The 19,640-nt window shown below is 55.1% G+C and carries 19 protein-coding genes; 10 read left to right on the forward strand and 9 right to left on the reverse strand.

The window, feature by feature from the left end; all coding sequences use genetic code 11:
- Positions 1–213 precede the first annotated feature (213 nt).
- The 3 genes from WW58_RS06210 to WW58_RS06220 all read left to right on the forward strand — a co-directional run bounded on the left by WW58_RS06210 (position 214) and on the right by WW58_RS06220 (position 3,434).
- A complete protein-coding gene (locus WW58_RS06210; RefSeq protein ID WP_252922505.1) occupies positions 214–780 on the forward strand; it encodes a hypothetical protein in 567 nt (188 codons plus the stop codon).
- Positions 781–891: 111 nt separating this feature from the next.
- On the forward strand, positions 892–2,172 hold the full coding sequence (locus tag WW58_RS06215; protein ID WP_046436246.1) for a hypothetical protein: 1,281 nt from the start codon (positions 892–894) through the stop codon (positions 2,170–2,172).
- 101 nt (positions 2,173–2,273) lie between these two features.
- On the forward strand, positions 2,274–3,434 hold the full coding sequence (locus WW58_RS06220; protein WP_046436355.1) for an iron-containing alcohol dehydrogenase: 1,161 nt from the start codon (positions 2,274–2,276) through the stop codon (positions 3,432–3,434).
- A 238-nt stretch (positions 3,435–3,672) separates the two neighbouring features.
- Here the strand turns inward: WW58_RS06220 and crcB are convergent, their stop codons facing one another.
- Entirely contained in the window at positions 3,673–4,041 is a 369-nt protein-coding gene (gene crcB / locus WW58_RS06225; RefSeq protein ID WP_022197217.1) for a fluoride efflux transporter CrcB, read from the reverse strand.
- 279 nt (positions 4,042–4,320) lie between these two features.
- Between crcB and WW58_RS06230 the strand changes: the two genes are divergently transcribed.
- Positions 4,321–5,283 (forward strand): PfkB family carbohydrate kinase, encoded by a 963-nt coding sequence (locus WW58_RS06230; RefSeq protein ID WP_046436248.1) that lies wholly within the window; start codon positions 4,321–4,323, stop codon positions 5,281–5,283.
- Positions 5,284–5,463: 180 nt separating this feature from the next.
- Here WW58_RS06230 and WW58_RS06240 read toward each other — a convergent pair whose 3' ends face one another.
- Complete coding sequence (locus WW58_RS06240) at positions 5,464–6,780, reverse strand: bifunctional UDP-3-O-[3-hydroxymyristoyl] N-acetylglucosamine deacetylase/3-hydroxyacyl-ACP dehydratase (protein ID WP_022197214.1); 1,317 nt, start codon at positions 6,778–6,780, stop codon at positions 5,464–5,466.
- Positions 6,781–6,935: 155 nt separating this feature from the next.
- Between WW58_RS06240 and WW58_RS13175 the strand changes: the two genes are divergently transcribed.
- Positions 6,936–7,847 (forward strand): nucleotidyltransferase family protein, encoded by a 912-nt coding sequence (locus WW58_RS13175; protein WP_215833463.1) that lies wholly within the window; start codon positions 6,936–6,938, stop codon positions 7,845–7,847.
- Between the two features lie 2 nt (positions 7,848–7,849).
- Positions 7,850–8,599 carry a phosphodiester glycosidase family protein gene (locus WW58_RS06250; protein WP_161994040.1) on the forward strand — a complete coding sequence of 250 codons (750 nt, stop codon included), beginning with the start codon at positions 7,850–7,852 and terminating at the stop codon, positions 8,597–8,599.
- On the opposite strand, the gene lnt is transcribed toward WW58_RS06250, so the two are convergent.
- The gene (lnt, locus tag WW58_RS06255; RefSeq protein ID WP_046436251.1) at positions 8,566–10,455 is read right to left on the reverse strand and encodes an apolipoprotein N-acyltransferase; all 1,890 of its coding nucleotides are present in this window, start codon (positions 10,453–10,455) and stop codon (positions 8,566–8,568) included. The genes WW58_RS06250 and lnt overlap by 34 nt on opposite strands.
- A gap of 137 nt (positions 10,456–10,592) precedes the next feature.
- Between lnt and WW58_RS06260 the strand changes: the two genes are divergently transcribed.
- The 3 genes from WW58_RS06260 to WW58_RS06270 all read left to right on the forward strand — a co-directional run bounded on the left by WW58_RS06260 (position 10,593) and on the right by WW58_RS06270 (position 13,425).
- A complete protein-coding gene (locus tag WW58_RS06260) occupies positions 10,593–10,826 on the forward strand; it encodes a ferredoxin (RefSeq protein WP_012420949.1) in 234 nt (77 codons plus the stop codon).
- 72 nt (positions 10,827–10,898) lie between these two features.
- Positions 10,899–11,342, forward strand: coding sequence for a DciA family protein (locus WW58_RS06265; protein ID WP_046436253.1), 444 nt, complete (start codon positions 10,899–10,901; stop codon positions 11,340–11,342).
- 82 nt (positions 11,343–11,424) lie between these two features.
- Positions 11,425–13,425 (forward strand): family 20 glycosylhydrolase, encoded by a 2,001-nt coding sequence (locus tag WW58_RS06270; RefSeq protein ID WP_046436255.1) that lies wholly within the window; start codon positions 11,425–11,427, stop codon positions 13,423–13,425.
- A gap of 48 nt (positions 13,426–13,473) precedes the next feature.
- Here the strand turns inward: WW58_RS06270 and WW58_RS06275 are convergent, their stop codons facing one another.
- The gene (locus WW58_RS06275; protein ID WP_180974224.1) at positions 13,474–14,379 is read right to left on the reverse strand and encodes an acyltransferase family protein; all 906 of its coding nucleotides are present in this window, start codon (positions 14,377–14,379) and stop codon (positions 13,474–13,476) included.
- Positions 14,380–14,394: 15 nt separating this feature from the next.
- Here WW58_RS06275 and WW58_RS13180 point away from each other — a divergent pair, with 15 nt between their 5' ends.
- A complete protein-coding gene (locus WW58_RS13180; RefSeq protein ID WP_205572257.1) occupies positions 14,395–14,709 on the forward strand; it encodes a hypothetical protein in 315 nt (104 codons plus the stop codon).
- A 133-nt stretch (positions 14,710–14,842) separates the two neighbouring features.
- Here WW58_RS13180 and WW58_RS06285 read toward each other — a convergent pair whose 3' ends face one another.
- The 5 genes from WW58_RS06285 to WW58_RS06305 form a co-directional block, all read right to left on the reverse strand.
- Positions 14,843–16,657: a cytochrome c biogenesis protein gene (locus WW58_RS06285; RefSeq protein ID WP_094139587.1), complete on the reverse strand. Its 1,815-nt coding sequence runs from the start codon at positions 16,655–16,657 to the stop codon at positions 14,843–14,845.
- Positions 16,647–17,444 carry a cytochrome c biogenesis protein ResB gene (locus WW58_RS06290; RefSeq protein ID WP_046436262.1) on the reverse strand — a complete coding sequence of 266 codons (798 nt, stop codon included), beginning with the start codon at positions 17,442–17,444 and terminating at the stop codon, positions 16,647–16,649. Before WW58_RS06290 ends, WW58_RS06285 begins: the two co-directional genes overlap by 11 nt.
- 42 nt (positions 17,445–17,486) lie before the next feature.
- A complete protein-coding gene (locus WW58_RS06295; RefSeq protein WP_022197205.1) occupies positions 17,487–18,410 on the reverse strand; it encodes a siderophore ABC transporter substrate-binding protein in 924 nt (307 codons plus the stop codon).
- 42 nt (positions 18,411–18,452) lie between these two features.
- Complete coding sequence (locus WW58_RS06300; RefSeq protein WP_046436264.1) at positions 18,453–19,211, reverse strand: iron ABC transporter ATP-binding protein; 759 nt, start codon at positions 19,209–19,211, stop codon at positions 18,453–18,455.
- Positions 19,208–19,640: iron chelate uptake ABC transporter family permease subunit (locus WW58_RS06305; RefSeq protein ID WP_288143418.1), on the reverse strand; the 433-nt coding region annotated here is incomplete at its 5' end. The genes WW58_RS06305 and WW58_RS06300, both read right to left, overlap by 4 nt.

Raw genomic sequence — 19,640 nt, forward strand, 5'->3', positions numbered from 1 at the left:
GCCCGGCTAGCTTCCGCAGCCCCCCTGTTTAAAGAGAACGAGAACACGCCGTTCGAACAAATGACGCAGGATTTCGATTCGGCAAGAGATATCAGTCTCAAGGGGAAAGTTATGGTAGATCTGGTCATCATTTCCAAAATCAATCTTAGGCAACAATGCTCTGCCGTGAGAAAGAAAGAAGTGGGTCAGCTTTGCTCCATTTACACGGCAACGATGCTGAAGATGATGAAAGAAGCCTACATTCCTGATTTTGAGGGCTGGAAGAAGGAAATTATGGAGAACAAAACGGCGGTCTGGAAAAAGGAGTTTGACGCCAAATGGGAGTCTTTCCTGAAAGAAAGAGATGAAAGAAGTGAGCGAGCCAGGAAGGAGCTATCCATACCCTTCAAACAGAGAATGAGAATGAGACAGCAAAAAACGGAAGAGGAACGAATGAGAGACAGGGAATTCGCAAAACAGGACGACTCCTATATGCTGGAGGCTCGAAGGGAATGGGACAAAAAAAGGAACCTGTCCAACATTCTGGGTTCCATGGGAGGAAGGAACTCCAGAATCAGATCATTCCTCAAAGATGGAGGAGGAGGTTTATTACGAATTTTATTGGACAACTACCCCGGCAAAGCCACCGAAGTGTTTAAATACCTGAAGCTGGCGGGATATGAGGAAGGAGAAATGATGGAGTTGGTTGATCGGGAGGAGGGAAAAACCGAAGAAACGGAATTTTTGTATCAAAGCCCGTTGGGAAGAAAGTTCCTTAAAGAGAAGAAACAAAAGAAATAATTACTGCCAGAGCGCGGAATCATGATATTTTTAGTTTGCAGGGATATTTTATCTTTTTGAGATTCCTTCTCTCTTGCCAGATCACCTTTCATCCTTCATAATAAAAAAAGCATGAATACTTTCGTTTCTCTTTGCCTGGTCGGGAGCCTCAGCCTGGGTTCCCTTTGTTATGCGCAGTACATGGATAACGATGCCAAGAAGAAGGTAATCAAGGATTTGGATAATTTGCTCGCTCTGAACAGGTCTGCAGAAACCAAGGTAATCAATGCCGCTATCAGCAAACTGAATTCCGCCGGCAGGGATCCTGGCGCCGCATATGACCTGCTGATTCAGTCCAAGAAGTTTCTGATGGAAACGGAAAAGGAGAAGGACAAGAGCCAGGGGAAGAGCGCCAAAATCGCCTCCAATTCCATGAAGGACTGGATGGACCGTGAAGCGAAGAAGTACCAGGATAAAAATGCCCGTAAAGGATTAATGCTTCAATATCAATGGGGAGTTCTCGTCCTCAAGGCTCGTCTTAAGGAAAATTTAATGAACGCCACCTCCCATTCCACCGGAGGAACAGCGGAGGAAACCCTGGACGTTACGGAGTTCCAGAAGCCGGCCATGGATTTGCTGAATGCCTACCTGTCCGCCTGCTCCGACCCTGATTTTGTCGAACCTTCCTCTTCCAAAAACAACAATGGAGCAGCCGGAAGAGCCGGCGCCCGTATTGCGGAACAATCCGTCCTTAATACGGAAGTGGGGGAGGCCCTGGGCATCAGCAGCATGTCTTCCAAGGCTTTCCCGGATTCCATGAAAAACCGGGATGAAATTTTTGACAAGCTGTTTTTCACCGGATACCGGAAGACCCGCAACCTTCCCGCCCTCAGGCAGGCGTGGAACAAGAGAATTTCCATGGAAGTGGCTCTGGGAAAAATCAGCCATGCCATTTCCTCCGGCAAGAAATCCGGCATGCAGGGCCGCATCTCCAATGCGTCCGAAGACGAATTTGATGAGCAGGGAGCCGCCGTTCTGGATCGTTTGCGCTGGCGCTGCGAACTGGATTGCTTCGACTTGGGAGACCAGGCAAACGCCACGAGGAATATGATGACGCTCATCCGGACGACGGTGGATCCCGTGCGCCGGGAACAAGGTATCCGCACCCTCCGGGATAAACTGGTTCAGAGCATGAAGAGCTTGATGGATTCTCCGGAAGAAGGAAGCATGGCTGACAGTTCCGCTTTATCCCCTGCTCCGCGCCCTGCCGTGCGCGCGCCCAAAAAGAAGACTCCCTCCACCACGATCACGACCAGCCGTGAAATGGATGATCCCGGAGCCATTGGAACGGATGCGCCGTCACCGCCCAAACCGGATCCAACCCGGAGCGACGATTTTTTTGAAGACGTTTAACGTTCTTCAGACAAAGATGCTGCCCGAACGGCGGTTTCCCTGTTCATGGAATGCACAGAGCATTCTTGACGACCGGAGCCGCCGTTTTATACATTAAGGGCATGTATCAGCCATTTCAATTTTTCATGCCCGCGCAAATCTTTTTCGGCGCGGGTTCTTTAGACAATCTTGGTTCCGCCCCCCTGCCCGGCGCCAAGGCCCTGATCGTCATCGGCGGGACGTCCGTCAAACGCCTCGGGTATCTGGACCGCGTACAGGCTCTTCTGAAAAAACAGGGAGTGGAAAGCGTTGTTTTCGATAAAGTGCAGCCCAACCCCGTGGTGGAGCACGTAATGGAAGCCTCCTCCCTGGCCAGGGAAACGGGCTGTGATTTCGTCATCGGCCTGGGCGGGGGCAGCAGCATGGATTCCGCCAAGAGCATCGCCGTGATGGCGGCCAATCCCGGAACCTACTGGGATTACATCCAGGGAGGTTCCGGCAAGGGGCTTCCCATTCCCTGCAAACCTCTTCCTATCGTCTGCATCACCACTACGGCGGGAACCGGAACGGAGGCGGATCCGTGGACCGTCATCACGAAAGAGGATACGCAGGAGAAGATCGGTTTCGGCTTCAGGGGTACTTTCCCCACCATGTCTATCGTAGATCCGGAGTTGATGCTTTCCGTACCTCCCAAATTAACGGCATACCAGGGGTTTGACGCCCTGTTTCATGCCGTGGAGGGATATATGGCCACAATCGCCTCCCCCATGGGGGACATGTTCGCGCTCCAGGCCATTGAATACATTGCCAAATATCTTCCGCGCGCCGTGAATAACGGGGATGACCTGGAGGCGCGCGCCTATGTGGCGCTGGCCAATACCTATTCCGGGTTTGTGGAAACCATTTCCTGCTGTACGTCGGAACATTCCATTGAACATGCCCTCAGCGCCTTCCATCCTTCCCTGCCCCATGGCGCGGGGCTCATCATGATTTCCTGGGCCTACCATGAAGCCTACGCGCCCTCCTGCCCGGAACGTTACGCAAGAGTTGCCGCAGCCATGGGACAGGAAGCCTCCGTGGACGGTTTCCTGGACGGCTTGAACAGCCTGAAGGAAGCCTGCGGCGTGGACAAGCTGAAGATGTCCGAATTCGGCATTACACCGGATTTATTTGACGAATACGCCAAAACGGCCTTTTCCACCATGGGCAACCTGTTTGAGCTGGACCGTTGCAAATTGACTCCGGCGGACGTGGTTAGCATCCTGGAAAAATCCTATTCCTAGGAACAAGCCGTCGAGGAAACGCAGGCCGGGCGGGCAGCTTTCTTGTATGGCAGCCCGTCCGGCAAAAGATTGTTGTCGTTCTGATGCGTTCAGGAATGCCAGCCATTTCCGTCATGCCGGGGCATTCCCTATAGAGAAGGAGCATGGTTCGGTTGGCTGTCCATTTTCCATTTCAGCAGTTCCCCTGTAACACAGCGCGGCTGGACATGTGTCGCGCCGGGGTTGCCATGTTGTTCTCTTATCGGGCGGCCAGATAGCCCAGGCCAATGGCAAGGAGCCCCCCGGCAAAGCTGATGAGAGTGTAAAGGAAGAAGGCGGAGAAGTTCCCTTCCTTCAACAACAGGAAGGATTCATTCATCAGCGTGGAAAAGGTGGTGAAACCGCCGCACAGGCCTGCGGTAAGAAAGAGCCGCGTTTCCGTATGCGGCAGGTTCCGGTCGAACAAACCGTAGAGGGCGCCCAGGATAAAACATCCCAGCAGGTTGACAGCAGCCGTACCCCAGGGGAACGAACTTGCCGAATTGACCTGGACGAAACGGGACAGCAGGAAACGCAATATGCCGCCCGCAAAGCTTCCCAGACCCACCATCATCAGCATTTTTATCATAGCGGCTTTTCTACGTTTGAATAGAAAATAAAGTTCCGGAGCAATCCCGAAATCTTCCGGGAAAAAGAACTGCCGGCTACGTTCCTGAAAACTGGTCTGGAAACATCCGTGCCTCCTGGTGAAGCCCTTTAACTGGAAACAGACTTCTGCGGAAGCTGTCGGCCAGTATGCCGGCAGAACCCATTTCCTTTAACGCGTGCGGATAAAATACCCTGTTTTTTCCATATCGCCAGCCTTTTTGTTCTTGATTGCAGGGTAAAACCGTATTTCCCTTTTTCCATGTCCCAGCCCCTTCTCGTTACCGGAACCATCGGAATTGATACCATCCTTACTCCCAGCGGCAGGGCGGACGGCGTTCTGGGCGGTTCCGTCTCCTTTGCGGCCGTGGCCGCCCTTTTGTTTGCCGACCGCGTGGATGCCGTCAGCATCATCGGGGAGGATTTCCCCGCCCATTATGAAGCGGCCCTTGAGGCCAAAGGAGTGTGCATGAACGGGGTAGAACGCAAGAAGGGGCCTTCTTTCTCCTGGACCGGGGAATATTTTGACAATATGAACAAGCGGAGGACCGTTTGCGCCAATGATTCCGTGATGCTGGAATGGGATGTGCACGTTCCGGAGCCTTTGAGGAACCATCCGGTTCTGGTTTGCTGCTGCATGGTTCCGGCCCAGCAGCTCAAGTGCATGGAACAATGTCCGGACGCGGCGCTGGTGCTTTCCGATTCCATGGACAAGTGGCTGCGCCGCCAGCCGGAATTGCTGGATGCCGTGATCAGCCGTTCCCATATCACCATGATGAATGAGGATGAGGCGAAGGAATATGCCCAGGCGTCCACCGTCCTGGAAGCCGGGGAATTCCTGCTTTCCAAAGGCGCCGCGTACGCAGTGGTGAAACAGGGGGAATACGGAGCCACGCTTCTGGGCCGGGATGTCGGCGGGAATCTCCGGATGTTCCGTTGTCCCGCCTATCCTCTGAAAACGCTGGTGGACCCCACCGGCGCGGGGGATACGTTCCTGGGGGCTCTGGCCGGCTATTTGTCCACCCTGCCTCCCGGCCTTCCTCCGTTTGAGGAAGTGAAGAAGGGAATTGTGTATGGAACGGTGGCGGCCTCCTTCACCTGCGAGTCCTTTTCGGCAGATGCTCTTCTTTCCATGACCAAAGAGACCTTTCGCCGCCGTCTTGAAGAGTACGCGGAGATGTGCCGCCTGCCTGATATCCGGCTCTTTTCCGCAAGTGACTGTTAAGACGGGATCAGATCTCCTGAAAAGGAGGAAATACCGCCCTTGATTTCGTTTTCCGGTCTCCGTTTTTGCGGGATGTCCGGAATGTTCAGGTAAAGAAAGCCCGGATGCGGAACATGAAAAACCCCGGCGTGGCATGCACGGCCGGGGTTTCCGTAAAAACAGGGGATGCAGTCGGCGGGATCAAGCATCCTGAAGGCCGAATTTAAGCTCGGCTTCCGAAACCACCTGTCCGTTCACCAGGCAGCGTGCCGTCGCCTGGCCAATGTTTCCGCGCATCTTGGTCAGCTCCGCTTCAATGATGAGCGTATCGCCGGGAACCACGACGCGGCGGAATTTTACCTTGTCCGCACTCATGAAGTAACCGAGCTTGCTGGCATTGCCGGGCTGGCGCAGCATGACGATGGAGGCCACCTGGGCCATGGCTTCCACCTGGAGAACGCCCGGCATGACCGGATGGCCCGGGAAGTGGCCCTGGAAAAAGAGTTCGTTCATGGTCAGGTTCTTCAGACCCCGGCACTTGGTTTCTCCTTCAAAACCGATAATGCGGTCCACCATCAGGAAGGGATAGCGGTGCGGCAGAAGGCTCATTACTTCGTTGATGTCCAGCACGGCGTCTCCGTACGGCACGTTGACGGGATTGGGAGCCATTTGCTGGTTGCGGTGGTGTTCCTTCTTGAGCTTGGCCGTGAGTTCGGTGTTCGGGCCGTGGCCCGGCTTGATGGCGATGACGTGGCCCAGAATGGGCTTGCCGCACAGGGTCAGGTCCCCAATAAGGTCCATGGCCTTGTGGCGGGCGAACTCATTGATGAAACGCATGGGTTCCTTGCTCATGAGCTCCTCGCCGCGGATGACCACGGCGTTTTCCAGGCTGCCGCCCTTGATGAGGCCCTTTTCCAGCAGGGGCTTGATGTCTTCGTAGAACGTAAAGGTGCGGGCCGGGGCCAGTTCCTTTTCATACGTTTCCGGCGTGATGACCGCGTCAAAGTACTGGGTGATGCGGTTTTCCGGTCCCACGCAGGTGACGGAAACGCGGAATTGCTTGGAGGGGAGAATGGTCAGGATGGAACCGCCCTTGGTTTCAATGGTGACGGCCTCGCGCACTTCCAGATAGCGGCGCGGCACATCCAGTTCCACGATGCCGGCGCTCTTGATCAGTTCTACGTAGGGGGCTGAGGACCCGTCCCCGATGGGCGGTTCATTGGCGTCCATTTCAATGACGGCGTTGTCAATGCCCATGCCCGTGAGGGCGGAGAGAATATGTTCCACGGTATGCACTTTGACGGAACCTTCAGCCAGGCTGGTGGCGCGTTCCACAGTCTGCACCTTTTCCACGTCCGCGCTGATGAAAGGCTGGTCCGGAATGTCCACCCGGCGGAATTTAATGCCGAAGTCGGCAGGAGCCGGCTTCAGGGTCAGGGTAACGGGCTGTCCCGTATGCAAAGAGGTACCGGCCAGGGAGGCCGGAGAGCCGACAGTTCTTTGGTTTCCACATGCCATGCGGGGATGCTAGTGAATGAGCTTCCGTTTGGAAAGCACGAAATCACGGATTTTCCTTTAAATTCGGGGAAGAGGCGGCATGCCGGCGTGTCATCCCGGAAAGAAGAGGATAAAGGGCGCTTGAAAAAAAGCCGCTCACCCAGTAGTGATGTTCCATGCACATCACAGCAGGCCTCCGCATTTCCCGTGCGTTTATTCTCGGCGCCGGGCTGGGTACCCGCCTGCGCCCTCTCACCGACATTCTGCCCAAGCCGCTGATTCCCTTTTTCCATGAGCCCCTTATTCTGCATTCCATGCGCCGATGCTACGATTGCGGCATACGGGAGTTCATCATCAACACCCACCATCTGGCGGCAGCCTGGGACAAAGTGTTCCCTGAACATTCATGGAACGGCTGCCCCGTTCATTTCAGCCATGAACCCGTGCTGCTGGATTCCGGCGGCGGCGTCAAAAAGATAGAGCCCCTGGCTTCCGCGGAAGAGCCGCTGCTGGTGGTGAACGGAGACATGGCGGCCACATTTGATCTGGGCCGCCTGCTGGAGGAGCATTTGAGCCGCCGCCCTCCCGTGACGCTGGCCCTCCGCACCTCCGGAGATAAGAAAAACGTGGGATTTGATTTTTCTTCCGGCCTGGTGACGGATATGAGGCACGCCCTGGGCCGCGACCCCGGATCCTACCAATTCACCGGCGCGTACTGTATGGAGCCGGAAATATTCCGACGCATCCCTTCCGGGGAAGCCGTTTCCATTATTCCCCTGTTTCTGGATTACATCCGGGAAGGACGCCTGCGCGGCATTCTGGCGGACGACGGGTTGTGGATGGACATGGGAACACCGGAGGCCTATCTTCAAGCCCATCTGGATTTCCCATCCCCCGTTCCACGCATCCACCCCCAGGCCAGAGTGTCCCCCCGCGCCTTTGTGGACAGCCATTGCGTGATAGGCCCCGGAGCTGCGGTAGAGGACGGTTGCCGCCTGCAAGGCTGCGTTGTCTGGCCGGGCGTATGCGTGCCTTCCGGCACTTGCGCGGAACGCCGGATTTTCTATTGTTCCCCCACCGATTACTGACGATGCTTTTTCTGCGCCTGCTTCCCCTGATATTGTGCTTTTCCGGCCTGGTTCACGCAGAACACCGCGTTTTCACCAGGAAGGACGGATTTTTGTCCATGCGGGACAAGCTGAACGTGTATTTTTTCCGTTCTGATACGCACCGCCTGCTGGTAAGGGATGAAGGGAGCGTCAAAACGCCCCGGTACGGCTCCCTGGACAAGGCCATGAGGAAAAGCCCCTGCGTGGCCGGAGTCAACGGAGGATTCTTCAGCGCAGACGCGGAGGGAACTCCCCTGGGCCTGGTCGTCCAGGACGGCAAACGGCTTTCTCCGCTGGCCACGGGATCCTTCGCTGTTTCCGGTGTCGTTTACGAAGGAGGCAGAGACGGATTAACCCTGATCCGCAGTTCCGTGCTGAGGCGCATGAGAAGACTGCCGGCCATGCAGGCGGCTATCCAGGGGGGGCCCTTTCTGGTGGAGAACGGCTCCGCCGTAAAAGGGCTTAACGCGCAGAAGTCCACCTACCGCACCTTCATTGCCACGGACGGCGGCAGGAGATGGTGCATCGGCGTTTCCTCCTCCCTGACTCTGAAGGAGCTGGCAGCCTGGCTGGCGGCTCCCGGGGCATTGGGAAATTTCCGGGTGGAAACGGCCCTGAACCTGGACGGCGGCTCTTCTTCCGCCTTCTGGTGCCATGAAACAGGCATTTCCTACCCTGCGTTCAAACAAGTCAGGAATTATCTGGGCGTAGCCCCCGTGGAACGCCGGTAAACTCCGTTCTCCACGGGACCATGGACGTGTTTCCCTGCGCCTATCCTGCACAGCAGCAGAACCGCGAACATCAGGAAACACACCAGAACGGCCCAGTCGCCCAGCATGGCGTACAGGGTTATTTCCGTACAGCCCACAGGCAATGTGGCAGCCATCACCCCTCTGGTAAACGGAGAACCGGAGGAATCCCGCAAATCCGCAATAACCGCGCCATTGGGGGCCAGAGCCACGCTTACGCCGGTATTGGCGGCACGAACCATGGAACGGCGCAGTTCAATACAGCGGAACGCCGCATTGCGCCAATGCTGTTCATTGGCGCAGGAACGGTTGAACCACCCGTCATTGGTCACGTTCACCATTAACTGGGGTTCCTGCCGGACGAAGCGGCGCACCCAGCTTCCCACCACATCCTCAAAGCAGACCAGCGGAATAACGCCCACCGTAGAGGAGCTTCCGGGGCGGATAGGTACGGGAACGGGGCTGGAGGAACGCCCGGGCGTATAATTCAGGCCCATGGCTGTTCCGGCGGAAGCCTCAAAGGCTTTTTCCAGAAACGGGAATGTTTCCCGCATAGGGATATATTCACCGAAGGGAACCAGCATGGCCTTGGCGTGCGGACGGGCTGTGGAATAATCCCCCTCAAAGACGGTAAGGCAGTTGTAAGCCCGCGCCACACGCCCCTCATCAGACAGGTAAATATCATCCGTGCCCGTCAGCAGGATAAAATTGCATATCCCGTTCCGGAGGGCCTGGACGTAATCCTCTTCCGCGCTCAGAAAGTTGACATTGTCCTGATTGGGGAAGCGTTCCCCTGTGGAATCACGGTAAAACGTGGAAATGGGGAAGGAACTTTCCGGCCAGATGACCCATGCCGGCATATCCAGGGAGGCTTCCGCGCCGTTTTTGACCGCCTGTTCCAGAGCGCGGTTTTGAAGATCCAGCATTCCCTGTTCCGTCATGTCCAGCAAAGCCCGGTAAATGCTTCCCCGGTTGGCCGGGTCCCATTTTTCCTTCTGGCTCAGATTCAGCTGCACGGCCATGACGGGAACGGTAAGCCTGCCGTTTCCCGTAACCGCGGCAGACTGGGGGGAGTAGCGAGCCGTCCAGCACACGCCGACGACAAACATGGTTAAAAGAACCGCCACCAGGATGAAAAAGTCCCAGGGAACGGTACGTCTGCCTTCATGGACAATCATGGTTCCGGCCCGGCGGCAAACACGCCAGAGCCAGACGGAAAAGACGGCCGGAATAAAGGCCAGCGCCGTCACGCCAAAGTATTCCGCCCATTGGGCCAGCGGATTTCCGTACAGGGCCACTCCCAGATTGTTCCAGCCGAAACCCGGTATCAGCCAACCCCGCCCCCATTCCAGGCATACCCATAAAGCGGCGCCCGCCAGAGCGGCGGAAGCACTGGGCAATATGTCGCCCATGGCCCAGGCTTTCCAGGCGGCCCGACGTTCCTTTGCCGCCAGCTTCGCATCAGGCAGCGGCCGGGCGTCCGGACGGAAGAACACTCCCATGACCAGAGCCCAGAGGCCGGGAAATAGGCCTCCATAAAAAATCATCAGGGGAATATAGCCCAGCGTGCTGACTTCATTGACCCACCAGAAGGAGATGCCGTAAAATACCACGCCAAATACCCAACCATACAGGGCGTACGCCAGAATTCCCCTTTTCCCCTCCCGTCTGCGGCCGTACCACAGGGCTGTCAGCAAAGGCAGGAATCCTATCCATACGCACCCGCTCCAGTCTACCGGAATAAAGGCGCAGGCCATCAGAATTCCGGAAAAAGCGGCCAGCAGCAGCCCTGCCCACACGGGCAGGAGACGAGGGAGGGAAGCAGGTGGGATATTCATCGTGAAAAGCCTTTTATTCCGGGAACGGGAATGCCGCCATTGTCCCCCATGCTGACTCATTCCTGCAACAAAAAAGATTGCAAAATTTACTCAAATGCGGAAATAGTGGGCGCAGTTCATACAACCCATCATACACAATGGCAGATATCGACGAAAAAACACCTCTAAACGTCCCCGGCAAATTTTACGTGGACAGTTCCTGCATTGACTGTGACCTTTGCCGCGAAACGGCTCCAGAAAACTTTGGACGGGATGACGATGAAGGAGTATCCTATGTCAAGAAGCAGCCGGACAACGACGAAGAGCTGAGCGCCTGTGAGGAAGCCCTGGAAGGCTGCCCCGTGGAAGCGATTGGCGACGACGGCGAATAATATTCCCCCATATATTATTTTAACCGCCCGGGGCTGTTGGTATTCAACGCTCCGGGCTTTTATTTTCCCCCTATGTCCTCCCCCTGGTTTCCCTACACGCCGGACAGAGACCGTCCGGATCCCCACGCCTCTCCCGTCCGGTATGATTATCTTTCCCGTGACGAACAGGAGGTGAGGCAGGCGCTGGCGGACTGGTTCCAGATATCCCCCGTCACCAGTGAAACACGTAACCTCCATACGGCGGAATCCCTGCTGGGGGATATTCTGTCCAAGCTTCCCCTGGACGGCGACGGGATGGATCCCGAATTGCTCCGGGCAGGATGGCTGAAAGCTGCGGGGCCATTCCTGGGCCAGCAATCCAACCTTCTTTCCATTGTCAAGGGAGTGGCCACCATTCAGGTGCTTCAACCGGCCATGCGCTACCATCTCCAGCAGTGGCAGGGAGCCCTGCTGGGAAAACTGAAGGACCAGTTCGGCAAAGACGCCGTTCATTCCATCCGCATACGGATAGGATAATTTTATACTGCGTAAAATGTTTTCTTTTGCAATTTCTCTGTTTCCTTGAAAAATCATTCATCATTCACGTGTAATATTTGCCATGCGATTATCCCTTTCCGCGCCTTTGCTGGCTTCCGGCCTGATGCTTTGTTTTACCTCCTCCCATGGAGACTGGACATCCCCGCACCCTCTCCAGCAGGAAAAAGCCGCTCCGGTCCCACTGATTCCCTTCCCGTCCCAGGTGGACTGGAAAACGGGAACATGCCCTAAAAAGGCTCCCGTTTCCGTGAAAAAAAACGCGTCCCTGTCCAAGACGCTGGGCAAGGAAGGGTATGAACTGCGGATCCGCCCCAACGGCATTCTGATTACGGCCGCTGACGATGCGGGCGTTTTTTATGCCCGCAGAACGCTGGACCAGCTGGGAGCCAGGGGAGATTACCCGTGCTGCGACATCAAGGACAGCCCCGCGTTCGCCATCCGGTGCTTCATGCATGACGCAGGCCGCCATTTCCGGACTGTTGAAACACTCAAGGCGGATATTGATGAAATGGCCCGGCTGAAAATAAACGCTTTTCACTGGCATCTGACGGATTACCCCGCATGGCGCATCCAGTGCAAAAAGTACCCTGTTTTGAATGATCCCTCCAAGAGGATTCAGGGACGGGACGTTAACGGCACCTACTCCTACGACCAGATACGGGACTTATTCCGCTACGCCAGGGAGCGCCATGTCCAGATTATTCCGGAAATCGATATGCCCGGGCACAGCACCTATTTTAAAAACTGCTTTGGCTTCCCGATGCATGATCCCAGAGGCATCAACATTCTGGAAGAACTGCTGGAAGAATTTTGCAGGGAAATTCCGGCGGAAATGTCTCCCTACCTTCATATAGGAGCGGATGAAATCCGCATTCCCAACGGAAAGCAGTTTGCGGACCGGATGGCGGCCAAGGTCAAATCCCTGGGACGGCAGCCCATCCAATGGGCGGGCAACAATGACCTGCCTGTGTCCGGAGACAGTTATGCCCAGCTGTGGAATGATGAAAATTCCGTAGGCCTGCCGGATCCAGCCAGGCAGAAGAATCCCTACTTCGACTCCACGGCAGGATACGTCAATTCCTTTGACCCCGGCATTCTGGTGCGCAGGAATTTCTTCCGCCAGCCCTGCGGAACGGCCAGGGGAAACAACCATTCCCTGGGCGTCATTCAGTGTCTATGGCCGGATACCCGGGTGGAGAACAAAAAAAACATTCCTGTTCAGAGTCCCCAGTGGCCTGCCATGTTCGCCATGGCGGAACGCAGTTGGAAAGGAATTCCAGAGGATGGTTCCCGTTTTGCCGGCAGTCTGCCGGAAAAGAACACGGAGGCTTATCAGGCCTTCTCTCTGTTTGAAAAACGCATGGAAGCCCTGGCCGGAAGCAGGCCTTTCCCTTACTGGAGGGATTCTTTCGTGGAATGGACGGTATTCGGCCCCGTTCCGCAGGACAGGCAGGAAGAAGTAAGAAATAACCTGCTGGCGGGCAAATCTCCCGCAGGGTTGTCTTCCATCCAGACGCGCGGAGGCAATTTGTATTTCCGTACCCGTGCGGGTGCGGAGGGTCTATTTTCCAAGACAAAACCGGGGAATACGGTATGGGCGGAGACGACGTTTCACTCACCCGTGGAGGGCACCATGCACGCTATGGTGGGGTTTGACGCTCCGGCCCGTTCCACACGGCGCTGTTCCGGAGTACCGGCTGCCGGGGAATGGTCCCAGTGCGGCACCAGAATATGGGTAAACGGCAAGGAAATGAAAAATCCCCAGACTTACAAACTGGCAGGCCAGCGGCGTTACGAAAAGCATACATGGAATTCGCCCGCAAATGAAATACCCTTTGACAACGAGGAATTCTGGTGGGCCCGGCCTCCTGTTCCCTTTCAAGTGAAGGCCGGGGAAAACAGGATCCTGATAGAACAACCGTACACAGGAGAATTCCAGTCGTGGGGAGTTAGCTTCATTCCGGTGAAAAAAGCGGGAGACCGCTGGATTGCCGACCCAAGCTATTATGCCAAACCCAGGAGAGAGAAACAGGATGACGTCTCTCCGGTGCCATCAAAGTAAGCGACAAGGAACACTCCCGGCGGAGCTTCCCGTCCATTGTTTCAAAGGTCATTTTCCCCCGCTCATCAGGACGAGGGAACAGGGGAAACAGCGTTTGAGGAATACGTAAACGCTCCGCGCCATCATGTAAACCGCGGGAACCAGGCACCACCACGCCCAGGCAGGCCAGGGGGAGGGAAAACAGCTCTCTACGCCCATCAGGGCTATCAGAACAAAAATATGGGAACAATACACGAAAAAGCTGCCGGACGCCCACCGGGCCAGCTTTTCCGACCAGCCGGGGCTGACGGCTTTTACAATAATTCCGAAGCTGAGGAAGGCCAGAACGATCAATCCTGAAAAAGAGCCGTCCGCAATCAGGAAAGAGTCCGTACAGCTTGCCCAGACAAGAACCACGGAGGCTAAAAGAATGGAACCATGCACGGCAAGGGGCATGTTGCCCCAGCGGTTCAGACAGCCCGGTGCGGCGGACGCCAGCATAACGCCGAGCGCAAAATCACCAAACATGTACGGACTGGGCCATGCCAGGGAGTCGTCCCACCGGTGCAGAAACAGGCAAAACAGGCCAAAGGCGTAAAGAGCTGGACGGAAACGGGAGAGCAAAAACGCAGCCAGGGTAAACATCATCAAGTCTCTCAGGAACCACATTGGGGTCAGCATGGGACATGTTCCCAGCCCAAACACGGAAGCCAGCGAACCAGGGGAAAGAGGCATGCCCGCCGCCAGCCAATAGGCCGCGCACCAGAAAAGATAAGGCCGCAGCAAAACCAGCAGGCGGCGGGCCGCCCACGTTCCGGCCCCCTGTTCATCAAGGCCGGAGGCGGAAAAATACCCCGCCAGCAGGAAAAACGTCGCCAGCGCCGGACCAATCAGCCATTGGTTGGGAGGAAACCCCATGGAAGGAACGTGCTGCATGATAACCACCAGCGTCGCCAGCAGCCGAGCAATCTCCACCCAAGGCAAACGAGGGTGAATTTCTTTACCGGACGCAGGGGAGACGGTCATGACAGCCCCATTCTGGATGATTGCTTTAAAAAAGCACTATTTTTTATTGATTTTATAGACGAAAAGCGGCCTTATCAGGCCTTCACAGGCATCGTATTATGGAAAATACCTGAAAATGATTTTTTTCTCATATTTTCATTTACGGCTTTATATTTCCATATGGGAAACAGCATTTCTTTCTGCACGCATTCCGAGCGCAGAGGCTGCATCAATACACGCTCCTGCACTGGATATTCTCTGATTTTGCCGAAACAGCTGCTGCCACACCACCTGCATTGATAAATGGTGAAATGCATCTGCCATATTGCAGGTTCTCCCGAATGGTTCTCCCATTGCAATTCCGTATTTTCCATTCATCAATGCCGTATGTCGCGAACGCCTCCCCTTCCCTGCCCGATGGTTCGTAAAATCATCAGCGGCTCCTTTGGGGAATCAGGGCTGAAGCTGCCGCAAGGACCTGAAGGCCCACAAAAAGGAAAAACCAGAACCAGCCACCTTCCACAAAACCGTAGGAGTGCAGGCCAATCCCCATGAGGTTGACACCGAACCACCCCCAGGCTGCTACGATATTTCCGAGCGAGGCAAGAACGAGGAAGCCTTGACAGGAACAGACGTGTAAAAGGCGGGCATGGAGGGTGCAGGAGCACCAAAGGAGTGTCATTAAGGCACCGTTTTCTTTAGGGTCCCATCCCCAAAACCGTCCCCAGCTCATGTCAGCCCAGATGCCGCCGAGCATTGTCCCCAGAAAACAAAAGAAGAGCGCCACGAGAAGGATGCGATAGACTCCGCAGGACCCGGCTTTCAGCCCCTTTTCACCCTGTCCGAAGCCGAAGAAACGGGCCACCAGATGATATGAGGCTAAAAACCCGGCAAAAAAAACACTTCCGTAGCCTATCATGATGGTCATTACGTGCATGGTGAGCCAGAAATTCGAATTGAGAACGGCACGCATCATGCCCATGGTATCGCCGCTGTAGGGCAAATTCATGGCTACCAGCAGTGAGAGAAGGCCGGAAGCGCAGGCGACCGCGGCAACAGGAAGCTGACGGCGGAGAATATAAAGCGTCCCGCCGAATAATGAGGCTACCACGCCCGCAAAGACGACTGAGGAATACAAATTGGTAACCGGGGGGCGCGATTGAATGTACATGCGGGCCGCAATGCCGAATAAATGCCATAATACCGCCATACACAGAAAGACCGTCGCAAAATGCAGCAATGCCTTCCGCCGCTTGAGAAACAGAGAGACTACGAAACAAACCAACGACATGCCGTAGAGAAGGAAGCCTCCAAAGAAGGGTTCGAGAGCATTGATGCAATGCTCGAAATGCAGTTTGAAAGAATCCATGGGCAGTATTGACTCCAATTCCCCGGAAAGTTGACGCAGAGTCTCTGCAGCAGTAGATTCATCTCCGGCAGCATAGGCATCGCAGGCTGCGGCATAGGCTTTCAGGGCGGTCCGCCCGGCGGGACTGAGATTTTTTTCGAGCAGAGCAGCAGCCGGAGTCAGGTAGCTTCCCTCATGTGGGATTACTCGCAGGGCCACATTCGGGTCCGCTTCTTCTACCTGCACAAGAGCCTGGAGGAATTGAAAATAGCGATTGGCACGGTAGAGCCGGTCAAGCGAGGGATGGCGTTTTTCGCGTTCAGCGGCTTCAAGCTCTGCTGAAGCTTCAACCATAGCTTCATGCCATGCATCAAGCGTCCCCAAACAGCCCGATGTCCCCTCCAGGCGGAGAGCGAGCGCAACGCCGGCCTGCTCATAAACGGCGAGTGCGCCCAGTATGGCTTCCGCGGCATGGGCCTGATGAGAATTGCCCCGCAGAGAGCCGCGCAGCAGGCCAGCCTTCTCAACTGCATCGGCATAGGAAAAATAACGGCCTCGTCCGCCAAGGAATTCGACCATATCCCTGTTATCCGAACGCAGAAAAGGTTCGCCGGCCATTTTTGCCGGGCAGGCGTTTAATGCCAGCAACCACTTCACCGGCCCGGTCCGAGAGCCTCCAAGATTCACCGACGTGCGGCCGCTTGCCAATTTAAGGGAATCCGCCGCTGCGCTTGAAACCGGCATCACTCGTCCTGCCTTCAGGCATGGCAGCGCTCCAGGTGAGGGCGCCCCTATGCCGTCAAATGAGGAAAAAGAATCCCCCAACCTCTGAAACAGAGGCGATAATGCAATCACAAGAGCAACGAAAAACGCCGTAAATAAAATAATTTTACACTGCATGTTTTTTTCGGGCACGCAGGGTTGAGAGAAAAATCAGCAGCATGCCCGCAAATACGCCGGGCACCGATATCCACGGAAAAAAGCGCACCGGATTACGTACGGCTGTGATTACACTCGTGCGGCCCCCATTGGCGTAACTGTTCTGGTAAAAAATCCAGCCTCCAAAGGAGACCGGAGCATTCATGCGAATAACCGTTTCCGTGCTTTCCCCGCCGCGCATGAAGCAAACCTCGCTTGAAAAGCTGCTGGGGATATCGCTTCCCGTCCATGTCCGGGCATCAAATTTTTTCAGCTTTACTGAAAAACCAAGGGGGATATTTTTCCTTCCATTCCCTCCGCCTGCCAGTATTTCGTGTGAGACCTCACCTGCATCCAGAACGAGTATTCCCTCCGTACGCAGAAAATACTGCAACGCCCCCGCCAAAATCAGCACTACCAGAAAGGCATGCGTGAGGCTCACTCCCACGCCGTGCAGTGTGAAGCGCGCACGCCGGAAAACAGACGCCGAAATATTCAGTACGGCCAATGCCCCTACGCCGGCGCCGCCAATCAGAGGAATCATCCCGAAGGAAAGGCAGCCCCAGCTTTCAAAATACCTGGCCTGCACAGCGGAAACACCGATAGACCGCGCCTCAAGAGTGCCGAGAAAAATGAGCAACACGGCATAAGCCATCAGCGCGCACGCGAGACGGGGAGATGCCATCCACTGCAAAATTTTCTTCATCAGCAGATCCTGAATGAAAAAGGGCCGCACGCCTCTGCCGCTCCAGCCGGGAAACGGAAGCATAGGGTCGTGCGGCCTGCTTCGTGATGAATAAGGACGGAATAATTATTTTTTGTCCGTGAAGGCAGCTTCCACTTCAGAGATCATCTTGTTCAGAGAAATGATGCCGCCGCCGGAAAGATACCATACCTGCGGGTCAAGCAGGATGATGGCGCCGTTTTTAGCCGCCTTCGTTTTGTTCACAAGCACATTGTTGAGGACATTCGGATTTTTGGCCGAACGGCCGATAGCAACCGAACGGTCCACCACAAAGATGATATCGGGATTGAGCATGGCAACGTATTCATAAGTCACCTGCTGCCCATGAACCCCCACCTTGATGTTTTTATCGGCCTGGGCCACCCCCAGGGCATCGTGCACCAACCCGAAGCGGGAACCCGAACCGTAAGCGCTTACCTTGCCGTCGTTCGTGAGGAGAACGAGAGCTTTCTTGCCGCTGGCCTGGGCCTTATCTTTCGTACGGGTTACGGCTTCATCAATGTTTTTGACGGCTTCGGCTGCCTTTTCGGGCACGCCGAACACATCACCCAGAAGCCTGATGTTTTTCTTGGCTTCCCCCAGCTGATCCTTGGCCAGAATATCGACCAGGTAAACGGGGGCGATGGAGGAAAGTTTCTGATAATAATCCTGCTGACGTCCTGAAATAATAATCAAGTCCGGCTTGAACGCATTGATGGTTTCAATATTGAATTCCTTGACCGTTCCAAGATCCGTATATTGTTCTCCGGAGAATTTGGAGAGGTAAGGAGGAAGGAATTTTTTGGGTAAAGCCAGCGCGGGAGTGACGCCCAGTTCGCTGATGGTCTCAAGCGAACCGTAGTCCAGCACGGCGACACGTTTCGGATTGACCGGAAGCTCGACCGTGCCCAGCGTGTGCGTGGCGGTGATCGTTTTGGCTTCATCTGCCGCGGCCATGGAAAGACCGGGAAGAATCAATGCGGCCAGAAATGCGGTGATTGTTGTTCTCATATTATTTTTTATTGTTTGTTGTTTTGGGAATTTAAGGAAATTCTATTCATAGTATACGCATATCTTTTTATCACCATAGGGTTCTATGGCGATATCCATACCGTAAATATCACGCAGCACATCTGTCCGGATGATATCTTCTGTCGGCCCTTGATGGCACAGGACTCCGTCCCTGAATGCCACCACGTAATCCGCATAGAAAGAGACAAAGTTAATATCATGAATTACGATGCAGATTGTCTTGCCCTGCTCCCGCACCAGGGAACGCAGCAGTTTCATAATGCGCGCCGCACGATGCATATCAAGGTTGTTCAAAGGTTCATCGAGAAAGATGTACTTCGTGTCCTGTGCAATGGCCATGGCAATATAGGCCATCTGCCGCTGGCCGCCCGAAAGTTCATCAAGGTAGCAATGGCGCAAATCGGCAATCTCGGTAAGTTTCAAAGCCTTTTCGATTTGCAGAAAATCCTGATTTTCCAGGCGGCCGCGGGAATGAGGGAAACGTCCGAAGCGAACCAGTTCCTCGACCGTGAGCCGCGCCGGAGTATGGAGGGTTTGCCCCAGGATGGTGAGGGTTTTGGCTAGCTCCCGGGAATCCCATTTCCTGAGTTCCCTGCCATCAATGGATACAGATCCTTCTGTGGGTTCCAGAAGGCGGCTGATAATGTTGAGCATCGTGCTCTTTCCGGCGCCATTGCTGCCGATAAAGGCCACCATCCGATCAGAGGGAAGCCTCGTGCTGACGTGCCTGAGCACGAAGGTTTCACGGTATTTTTTGGAAATGTCTCGTATCTCAATCATATACGTTTAATTTTCATGATCAGGTAGATAAAGTAAACCCCGCCAACGAAATTGATGATTACGCTCAGGGGCACGGAGAAGTTGAGCCACCGTTCGGTAAGCAGCATGCCGAAAGTCAATGCAGCTACGCCCACGAGAGCCGTGCCGGGCATGAGGACAATGTGGCGGTAGGTCGGGAATATGAAGCGGGCAATGCTCACGATGAGAATGCCCAGGAAAGTCACCGGCCCTACGAGCACCGTCGAGGCCGAGGCCAGAATAGAGACGATCATCAGGGAGCGCAGCACCACCCATTTGTAGTTCACGCCCAGCGTAATGGCCGTGGAGCGGCCCAGCGTAAGCACATCGAGCTTCCTGAGGTCGCAAACCAGCCAGATGACCGTCGCGGCGATCACAAGCCCCGCCGTAAACAGCAGTTCTTCATTGATG

This window comes from Akkermansia sp. UNK.MGS-1 (genome assembly GCF_000980515.1).
Classification (GTDB): Bacteria; Verrucomicrobiota; Verrucomicrobiia; order Verrucomicrobiales; family Akkermansiaceae; genus Akkermansia; species Akkermansia muciniphila.

What these genes read in the sequence shown, in the direction of transcription:
- WW58_RS06210 (WP_252922505.1), top strand. Translation starts at nt 214, where the DNA reads ATGCTGAAGATGATGAAAGAAGCCTACATTCCTGATTTTGAGGGCTGG.
- WW58_RS06215 (WP_046436246.1), top strand. Translation starts at nt 892, where the DNA reads ATGAATACTTTCGTTTCTCTTTGCCTGGTCGGGAGCCTCAGCCTGGGT.
- WW58_RS06220 (WP_046436355.1), top strand. Translation starts at nt 2,274, where the DNA reads ATGTATCAGCCATTTCAATTTTTCATGCCCGCGCAAATCTTTTTCGGC.
- crcB (WP_022197217.1), bottom strand. Translation starts at nt 4,041, where the DNA reads ATGATAAAAATGCTGATGATGGTGGGTCTGGGAAGCTTTGCGGGCGGC.
- WW58_RS06230 (WP_046436248.1), top strand. Translation starts at nt 4,321, where the DNA reads ATGTCCCAGCCCCTTCTCGTTACCGGAACCATCGGAATTGATACCATC.
- WW58_RS06240 (WP_022197214.1), bottom strand. Translation starts at nt 6,780, where the DNA reads ATGGCATGTGGAAACCAAAGAACTGTCGGCTCTCCGGCCTCCCTGGCC.
- WW58_RS13175 (WP_215833463.1), top strand. Translation starts at nt 6,936, where the DNA reads ATGCACATCACAGCAGGCCTCCGCATTTCCCGTGCGTTTATTCTCGGC.
- WW58_RS06250 (WP_161994040.1), top strand. Translation starts at nt 7,850, where the DNA reads ATGCTTTTTCTGCGCCTGCTTCCCCTGATATTGTGCTTTTCCGGCCTG.
- lnt (WP_046436251.1), bottom strand. Translation starts at nt 10,455, where the DNA reads ATGAATATCCCACCTGCTTCCCTCCCTCGTCTCCTGCCCGTGTGGGCA.
- WW58_RS06260 (WP_012420949.1), top strand. Translation starts at nt 10,593, where the DNA reads ATGGCAGATATCGACGAAAAAACACCTCTAAACGTCCCCGGCAAATTT.
- WW58_RS06265 (WP_046436253.1), top strand. Translation starts at nt 10,899, where the DNA reads ATGTCCTCCCCCTGGTTTCCCTACACGCCGGACAGAGACCGTCCGGAT.
- WW58_RS06270 (WP_046436255.1), top strand. Translation starts at nt 11,425, where the DNA reads ATGCGATTATCCCTTTCCGCGCCTTTGCTGGCTTCCGGCCTGATGCTT.
- WW58_RS06285 (WP_094139587.1), bottom strand. Translation starts at nt 16,657, where the DNA reads ATGCAGTGTAAAATTATTTTATTTACGGCGTTTTTCGTTGCTCTTGTG.
- WW58_RS06290 (WP_046436262.1), bottom strand. Translation starts at nt 17,444, where the DNA reads ATGCTTCCGTTTCCCGGCTGGAGCGGCAGAGGCGTGCGGCCCTTTTTC.
- WW58_RS06295 (WP_022197205.1), bottom strand. Translation starts at nt 18,410, where the DNA reads ATGAGAACAACAATCACCGCATTTCTGGCCGCATTGATTCTTCCCGGT.
- WW58_RS06300 (WP_046436264.1), bottom strand. Translation starts at nt 19,211, where the DNA reads ATGATTGAGATACGAGACATTTCCAAAAAATACCGTGAAACCTTCGTG.